This is a genomic window from Candidatus Glomeribacter gigasporarum BEG34, from assembly GCF_000227585.1.
GTDB lineage: Bacteria > Pseudomonadota > Gammaproteobacteria > Burkholderiales > Burkholderiaceae > Glomeribacter > Glomeribacter gigasporarum_B.
In genome coordinates, this window is the sequence record NZ_CAFB01000059.1 from 1 (window position 1) to 8479 (window position 8479).

Here is an 8479-nt window from a genome sequence, read left to right on the forward strand (position 1 = left end):
TCGCGCATTGTGGCCGTCGATCTCTCAGAACCTGTGCATGATCTTACGGTGCCCCCATGAGATAGGGCCGGGTTGCCTGGTTAAGAGAACTGTTCAGGTAGAACAGATGTAGAGGGAGAGCGGAGAAATTCAGGCGCATGTTTTTGTATTATCTTCACAAGTATCTCTTCAACTTGATCTGCAAGATGACTGATGTTGACTGGAGGAGAGTGAGCTTGGTTTTCTTCTTGCGCCGTGGATACTAATTTTTCCCGTCCTACGTTAAGTTGTTTCAGTCCGCTTGCTATTTTTTTATTTTGTTCATCTGCATTGCTGCGCAGAACATTAAGGTCTTGATCTGCAAACTTTTTCCACTCCTGGAAATCTTCCAGAATTTTCCGAAGCTCAGAGATTTTTCGTACCGATCCTGAAATGGTTTCGACGGAAACTGTTAATTTTGCGATTTTATCTTCTAGTTTCAGATTATTTTGAGTCAGTCCCTCCAATTTGCTCTCTTGTTGTCTAAAAGACGTTTGCAGTTGTTCAAATGAATTTTTTTGGGTTTCTTGTTGAGTTGTGAGTTTTTGTTCAAGATCGGAAGTCTGTGTATTGAGGTGATCTATATAGCCATAAATTTTTTGATTTTCCGATTGTGAAGAGGATTTTATTGTGGCGAGCTGGCTTTTTACACCATCTAATTCCTTCCCTTCATTTGAATCTTCTGCCCGAAGCGCATTTATCTGAAACTTAATTTGCTCTAACATGTTTCTTAATGCCTCAAATTCTTGATTAACGCTGTTCTGGAATGGAACCAAATAAGTATTATTGAAGCTTGATGCTGTTTGCTCGATGTTTTGTTCTTGTTTCTCGATCTCGCATATATCCTGCACCTGACTTTCAGAGTCTAAGGTACTCTTGGAATTCGACGGAATTCCATATTCATATCCATGTGGTGTAAGCTGATGATTAAGTGTTGATTGCTGGGTGTAATGCGACCCAGCTTTGGAACGAGAGGCGGCCCTGATTTCTGTGATTAAAGTGTGTAGCTTTAGTAGAAGCTGATGCAGCTGATCATTCGCATTCCTGTGATCGGTTGTTTGTACCACTATTGTCTGTACTTGTGGATTGCGTATGGCCTCTAGTATTTCCTTGACGATCGGACGCACGACCGTTTGGACAATGAGATAGCAAGCAACGCCAAATGCGGCAAGCACAAGCAGGTCCAGCAAGGTTGAGACAATACCGGGCAGGAAACCTAGAGTGGTGAGTGCGCAAATCACTGTTTTGCTTTGTCCGGTAATCGCCGCGGCAAGGGTCGCGCTGCTGCCGCCCGCTAAAAGCGTATTGATGACGCCAAATTTTTGTATTTGTTCGCCGCAAGAACGGATCGGATCAACAATGGTTTGAAATAAACCCTTTACGCCGCTTTCCAGCGCTTCCAGGCACTCCCGAATCTGGTCAAGCTGCTGCTGCACTTGCTCTGGCCTCAATAGAGCAGGCAGCTCCCCGCCGTAACGAGAGTAGTAATCAATCATGGTTGGAACGAAAGAGGATGGAAGCATGATACAACTCCTGTTGTCATTTATTCAGTGTTTTATGGTTTTGTGGACCAGTCGGCCTGATTGAGCAGAGAATGCCAAGCGGCGCGCGCCAGGGCATGGATGCTGCCCGATTGGATGATTGCTGATCAATATGAAGCGGAGAAATTTTAACTCCCTGATTGAGCGTTTCCTTGCAGGGGAAATTCAATATTGATCAAATGGCTGTGCATTTCCGCCTGCAACGGTTTTTGGCAGCGTCCCTGTAAAATTCACATCCGGTTGCGTTAGAGCCTGTTCACGATTCTTTCTGCGCGCCCGTGAGCCTGCGTCGGGCGGCGCTCGGAATCTCCATGTCTATATATATTCCGGGTTCTGCGCTCTGTCCTTGCAAGGCTTCTGGACGCTTGTCACAAATCATGCACAGGCGCTTAAACGGTTTCTTTTTCTTATATAGTGGAGTCATTATGTCGTATCAACATATCCAAATCCCCGGCGGAGACAGAATCGTCGTCAAGCCCGATGGTTCGATCCAGGCATCCGAGCAGCCCATCATTCCGTATATTGAAGGCGACGGGATTGGGGCCGATATCACGCCGGTGATGATTCAGGTCGTTGATGCAGCGGTTCAGAAAGCATACGGTAACCGCCGGAAAATTCAATGGATGGAGGTATACGCGGGCGAAAAATCAGCCGAAGTGTACGGCGCGCAGGTGTATCTGCCTGAGGAAACGCTCGCGGCGCTCAAAGAATATGTGGTATCAATCAAAGGGCCGCTGACCACGCCAGTAGGCGGCGGCATGCGGTCGTTAAATGTTGCGTTGCGCCAGGCGCTGGATTTATATATTTGTTTGCGGCCAATCCGTTATTTCAGCGGTGCGCCCTCGCCATTACGCGAACCGGAAAAAACCGATATGGTGATTTTCCGTGAAAATTCGGAAGATATTTACACGGGCATTGAATGGCCAGCCGAATCCGCAGCGGCGAAAAAAATCATCCGTTTTCTGCGCGAAGAGATGGGTGTGACCGAAATCCGCTTTCCCGACACTTCGGCGATTGGCATTAAACCCGTCTCGCGCGAAGGCACCGAACGCTTCATGCGCAAGGTGTTCCAGTATGCGATTCAGAACCGGCACGCTTCGGTCACGCTGGTGCATAAAGGCAATATCATGAAATATACCGAAGGCGGTTTCTGCCTATGGGGCTACGCGCTGGCGCAGAAGGAATTCGGCGCGCAGTTGATCGACGGCGGTCCGTGGATGCGGTTTAAAAATCCGCAGAATGGTCAGGATATCGTTGTGAAAGACGTGATTGCAGATGCTTTCCTGCAGCAGATTCTGTTACGTCCCGCAGAACATGACGTGATTGCGACATTGAATCTGAACGGCGATTATCTTTCCGATGCATTGGCCGCTCAGGTGGGCGGGATCGGGATTGCCCCCGGCGCAAACCTGTCGGAGTCGGTGGCAATGTTTGAAGCCACGCATGGCACTGCGCCCCGGTATGCAGGGCAGGATAAAGTCAATCCTGGTTCGGAGATTTTGTCCGCCGAGATGATGCTGCGCCATATTGGCTGGGTCGAAGCCGCCGAAATCATTCTAGCGACAATGGCTGAAACCATTGCGCAAAAACGGGTGACCTATGATTTTGCGCGCGTGCTTGAAGGCGCAATCCAGCTTTCCTGTTCAGGCTTTGGCCAAGCGCTGATTGAGAATATGTGACAATATTGACGCATACTGGCAGGATCGGCATAATTCTGCCCCTCTTGGGCGAACTAGCTCAGTCGGTTAGAGCGACGGAATCATAATCCGCAGGTCCGGGGTTCGAGTCCCTGGTTCGCCACCAAAGCTGATCCTTTACATCCGAATACACGGAGCAGAGAAGCGACACAGGGCAAGCCGATGAAAAATGCTCTAAATATAGTATGCGGTGCGCGTCATCATCCGCGCAGCGGCGCGCATCAGATCGCGCACCGGGCGCGGCAGCTTGATTGCGCCGGCGTGATGCGCCGCGTGCGCATGCCCCATTTCATCGAGACGCATCTGTTCGAGAATCGCGCGCGAAGCCGCATCGTCAACGGGTAAACGCGCCAGTTGACGCTCAAGGTGTTGGGTCACTTGCCGCTCTGTTTCCGCCATAAACCCTAAACTGGCGCGATCTCCCGCTTTGCCCGCGAGCCATCCAATTGTAAAAGCGCCGCCGTACCACAAGGGGCTCAACCAGCTTGGGCGCGCGCCGAGCGCTTCCAGCCGCTTTAAGGTCCAATTGAGATGATCTTCCTCTTCGCGCGCCGCGCGTTCGAGCAGGGGTTTTAGAAAGGCCGAGCGCGTTGCGCAGTATTGCGCCTGATACAATGCCTGCGCGCAAATTTCGCCGGCATGATTGACGCGCATGAGCGCTGCGGCGCGCCTTCCGTCACGAGTGGATAACGCGGCGCGCAACGTACCGTTTTCAGGCTTGGGAATGGGGCGCGCGGCGCGCACAGTACCGGTTAACACGCGCACGCTTCGATCCAATTGGACAATCAGGCGGTCAAAAAAAATCATATATATATAAAAAGTTGCAGAAAAGTCACAGATATTCTGAATTCACTATTTTACAGAAGGCTTCATCTTCAATGCAGGTTCCGGTTTTGTTATAGTACTGAAAAGATGGAGCTTCGGCCCCGGAGCGTGTATAAATGATGCGAGGATTCCGAACGCCGCCCGGCGCAGGCTCATGGGTGCGCGGTCAGGGCAAGGCCCAGGGGCTTTGGGATAATTTTACAAATCACTGAAGATTGACTTGGAGATATTAAATGAAGAAGACACTTCTTGCTCTTGCAGCCTTAAGCGCATACGCGGGTATCGCGCAGGCGGATGAAAGCGCCTCAGCGCTGTCTGGCAGCTCCGTGACGCTGTATGGTGTCTTTGATGCGAGCATTCACTATATAAGCGATGTCCAGGTGGCGCAGGACAAAGGAGAGAACGGGCGCAGAGGCAAGCCGTTGTACGGCATGTCCGGCGCTGGTTTGCAACAGACCCGCTTTGGGCTGCAGGTTGTGGAAAAGTTGAACAACAATATGGCCGCGCTGGCTGTGCTGGAAGGTGGAGTGAATTTTAATAATGGTCGCTCAGGTCAAGGTGGCACGCTCTTTGGGCGTAAAGCGTATGGAGGACTGACAGGCGACTTCGGTACTCTGACACTTGGCCGTCAAGGCGATACGCTTGGCGATTTCGTCGGCTCATTGCAAGCAAGCAACCGGTGGGGTTCTCAAACCGCTCATCCAGGGAATGTGGATGAAGGTGTGCAACTGAATAATTCAATCAAGTTTGCTAGCCCGGATTTTAACGGTTTCTCATTCGGCGGTCAGTATAGTTTTGGTAACGTGGTTGGGAAGATTTCAGAGAAGCAAGCCTGGACGGTCGGCGCCGGCTATAAATATGGTCCGCTGGCTTTGGGTGTGGGTTATCTGAAGGCGCATCATCCAAATCTTTCGATTTACGGAAACAATACGGATGATAAAAGCCAAAACCATGTCGGTTTTGCAGGTCTGACAGGCGAACAAGAAAATACGATTTTCAGCGGTTATGCCTCTGCACGTTGGTTGGAAATCGTCGGCGCGGGCTTTAACGTGACAGCCGGCCCCGTATTATTCGGAGCGACATACGCGAATACCAGATTCAGGCATTTGAATGATCCGGATTCGGGAGAACTGAATCTCACTAATCCGCGCGGTTTTAAAGGCAGCGTGACGTTTAATACCGGTGAGGCAAGTATTGATTACCAGCTGACCCCCGCTCTGACTGCTGGCGTTTCCTATTCCTTTACCCAGAGCAGCAATATCACAAAGACAAAGGGCGCAAGATATCATCAAGGTAATCTTGGTCTCAAATACGGGCTGTCCAAACGCACAAAAGTCTACCTGGTGGGCAGCTACCAGAAAGCAAGCGGTACCGATTCTACCGCTCTGGCATCAAGGGCTAGTATTGCGGGGCTGACGCCCTCGAATAGTCCTAAGCAAACTGCTGTGCGTTTAGGGATTAACCATAATTTCTGACAACAATTTCAAAAGCGCCTTCGGGCGCTTTTTTTAATGCTTCCAACAACCGGCCTGCAGCAGGTGGGTACGGGAAGCCAAGGCCCATGCCTGTAAGCCTTTCCAGGGAAGGGTCGGTTGCAGCACTATAAACGCGACATGCACAGCGAGCACGATGCACTACTTGTGAAGGCGGTGAGTAATATCCCTGATCCTGTTGACTAGGGGAGCAGACCAATCTAGGCTGCGAACATCCGAATAGTGAGCCAAATAAATGGTGCCGGGGACCGGATTTGAACCGGTAAGCCCGAAGGCGGCGGATTTTCTTCACACTTCGTTTTTCAACGCCAGCGGGATTCTGTGAGTGCGCTGGACTATGCCTTCACCATAGCGTCTAAGCCCCGGCAGGCCCTCTTTAGCTGAAGCGCTTGCTGCAGATCTTGACCAGGTTCTAAATACGCCACAGGCGCCCTCCGTCTAGTCTCTACACCTTTTCCGCATATTCACTGTCACTGAGAAATATTCTAGCCGCTTGCACTGCGCAGAGATGCGCTCCCGAAAGCAGCCATCTCACTGAAAATGCTCTGAATACGCAGAACTTGGCTCGGCGTTACCTCGGCCCAACTGGCCAGGGGGTTCACCGAATTTGAAGGATTCTACGCTGACTGTTTCCAGTCAGGCACTCAAATTTTTAAGTCCGCTATGTTTACCAATTTCATCACCCCGGCAAGAAGATGGATGCTCCGGTGTTGATTTTATGATACGTACGGGATCAACGCCTGTTTCATTCTTTTCATTGCACTTGTTTCAATCTGGCGGATACGTTCTGCAGAAACGCCAAATTCATCGGCTAACTCATGTAAAGTTGCGCCGCCTGAGCCATCATCCTCGATATCCAGCCAGCGCGCTTTAACAATACGGCGGCTGCGTTTATCCAGCATGCTGAGCGCATTTGCCAGCCCTTCGCTTTGTAAGCGGTCGAACTGACGCGCATTTAATACCTCGCTGGGTTCCTGTTGCGTATCCGCAAGATAAGAGATCGGCGCAAATGCCGCTTCGCCGTCTTCCGTTTGCCCTTCCAGCGCAATATCGCCGCCGCTTAAGCGCGTCTCCATCTCGCGGACATCTTCAGGCCGTACTTTGAGCGCTTGCGCAAGATCGTCGATTTCGCCTTGAGTGAATGCTTGTGCAGAGCGTTTATGGCTGCGCAGATTGAAAAAGAGCTTGCGCTGCGCTTTGGTGGTTGCCATTTTGACCAGCCGCCAGTTACGCAGCACGTATTCGTGAATCTCGGCTTTGATCCAATGGACTGCATAGGACACAAGGCGCACATTCTTATTGGGATCAAAACGCTTGACTGCTTTCATCAATCCAATATTCCCCTCCTGAATCAGGTCCGCATGCGGCAGACTGTAACCCAGATAATGGCGGGTAATTGAAACGACCAGACGTAAATGTGAGAGAACCAATTGGCGCGCCGCTTCCAGATTGCCATGCAGTCGGTACTCTGTCGCAAGCTGGCGCTCATCAGAGGCGCCGATGATGGGAATACGATTAACGACCTGAATATAGGAATCAAGGCTGCCCAGTGGTCCAAGCGCTGGCTTGGCGGCTGCCAGCGGCAAAGAATTGAATAAGCTGACCTGGGAAATAGGTTGACCTAAACTCATATCCGCTCCTTAAGTATTTTCGGATATTAACGGATTTCTCCGAATCTGTCACGAGCGCCCGACACAGGAGCGCGGGCGTGCAGTAAGATCGCGAACGGGTTCTTACACGAATCACGTGAATTGTGTAGCATGTTACAGTGTAGTGTCGGGTTTTTCACCGTGACCATGAGAAACGCGCAGAACCGGACGCATATGGCACATTCAAGCCTTCAAGCGCAAGAGATCATTTCATGAGTACCATGCTTTATCCTGAACTTTATAAATCGCTCGAATCCGTCCGCTGGAATATGGAAAAGGATATTCCGTGGGATCGTTTTGACGCATCCCGTCTGACTGATGAACAGGCCATGACGGTCAAAATGAATGCGATTACCGAATGGGCTGCGTTGCCGGCCACGGAAATGTTCCTGCGCGACAATGCGCATGATAGCGATTTTTCTGCATTTATGAGTATCTGGTTCTTTGAAGAACAGAAACACTCGCTGGTCCTGATGGAATATCTGCAGCGTTTCCGTCCTGATTTTGCGCCGAGCGAAGCGGAACTGCATGCGGTGCGTTTTCCATTCGATCCAGCGCCGCCGCTGGAAACGCTGATGTTGCATTTCTGCGGCGAAGTCCGCCTGAATCATTGGTATCGGCGCGCCTCGGAATGGCATACCGAACCCGTGATTAAATTCATTTATGAAACGATTGCGCGCGATGAAGCGCGGCACGGCGGCGCTTATTTGCGCTATATGAAAAAGGCGCTTGTGCAATGCGGCGATATTGCGCGCGCCGCCTTTGCAAAAATTGGCGTGTTGATGGCATCGGCGCGCCGCACGGATAAACCATTGCATCCGACCAATCTGCATGTCAATCGCACGCTTTTCCCGCGCGACACGGTGCAATCCCGTCTGCCGGACCCTGGATGGCTGGAACACTGGCTAGATGAGCAGATTCTCTTTAATGATGACTGGGAAAAGAAAGTCATCGAGCGGATTCTGCATAATCTATCGCTGCTTTTTGAGCGTACTTTCGCGACCGTGCAGGAATTGAACCGTTACCGAAAAACGATTGTGGCGCGTTTGAATCCAGGCGATGCGGCCAAACAGCCCGCTCTGGCCTGAGAACCTGTTTACGATCTTACTGCGCGCCCGTGAGCCTGTGTCGGGAGGTAGCAGGAATCCTCACATATATCAAATATGCTCCGGTTCCTGCGCTGCGCCGCGCAGGGCGGAGCAGGTCTGCCTCGCTTTGCGATGGAGGCGACCCCGGAGCGGCACACTGCCCGCTGG

At 51.2% G+C, this 8479-nt stretch carries 6 protein-coding genes and 1 tRNA gene; 4 read left to right on the top strand and 3 right to left on the bottom strand.

The annotated features are described in order from the left end of the window. Nucleotides 1–80: 80 nt before the first annotated feature. A complete protein-coding gene (locus tag CAGGBEG34_RS07775; protein ID WP_006683162.1) occupies nucleotides 81–1541 on the bottom strand; it encodes a hypothetical protein in 1461 nt (486 codons plus the stop codon). Nucleotides 1542–1984: 443 nt separating this feature from the next. On the opposite strand from CAGGBEG34_RS07775, the gene icd reads away from it, so the two are divergent. Together icd and CAGGBEG34_RS07785 are read left to right on the top strand one after the other, a co-directional pair. Further along, a complete protein-coding gene (gene icd / locus CAGGBEG34_RS07780; RefSeq protein WP_006683163.1) occupies nucleotides 1985–3238 on the top strand; it encodes an NADP-dependent isocitrate dehydrogenase in 1254 nt (417 codons plus the stop codon). Between the two features lie 47 nt (nucleotides 3239–3285). After that, nucleotides 3286–3362, top strand: a tRNA-Met gene (locus CAGGBEG34_RS07785). Between the two features lie 68 nt (nucleotides 3363–3430). Here the strand turns inward: CAGGBEG34_RS07785 and coq7 are convergent. Beyond that, nucleotides 3431–4060 (bottom strand): 2-polyprenyl-3-methyl-6-methoxy-1,4-benzoquinone monooxygenase, encoded by a 630-nt coding sequence (coq7, locus tag CAGGBEG34_RS07790; RefSeq protein WP_102033309.1) that lies wholly within the window; start codon nucleotides 4058–4060, stop codon nucleotides 3431–3433. A 254-nt stretch (nucleotides 4061–4314) separates the two neighbouring features. On the opposite strand from coq7, the gene CAGGBEG34_RS07795 reads away from it, so the two are divergent. After that, nucleotides 4315–5556 (top strand): porin, encoded by a 1242-nt coding sequence (locus tag CAGGBEG34_RS07795; RefSeq protein ID WP_006683165.1) that lies wholly within the window; start codon nucleotides 4315–4317, stop codon nucleotides 5554–5556. Between the two features lie 734 nt (nucleotides 5557–6290). On the opposite strand, the gene rpoH is transcribed toward CAGGBEG34_RS07795, so the two are convergent. Continuing rightward, on the bottom strand, nucleotides 6291–7205 hold the full coding sequence (gene rpoH, locus CAGGBEG34_RS07800; RefSeq protein WP_006683166.1) for an RNA polymerase sigma factor RpoH: 915 nt from the start codon (nucleotides 7203–7205) through the stop codon (nucleotides 6291–6293). Between the two features lie 230 nt (nucleotides 7206–7435). Between rpoH and CAGGBEG34_RS07805 the strand changes: the two genes are divergently transcribed. After that, complete coding sequence (locus CAGGBEG34_RS07805; protein WP_006683167.1) at nucleotides 7436–8311, top strand: ferritin family protein; 876 nt, start codon at nucleotides 7436–7438, stop codon at nucleotides 8309–8311. The last annotated feature ends 168 nt before the right edge of the window (nucleotides 8312–8479 follow it).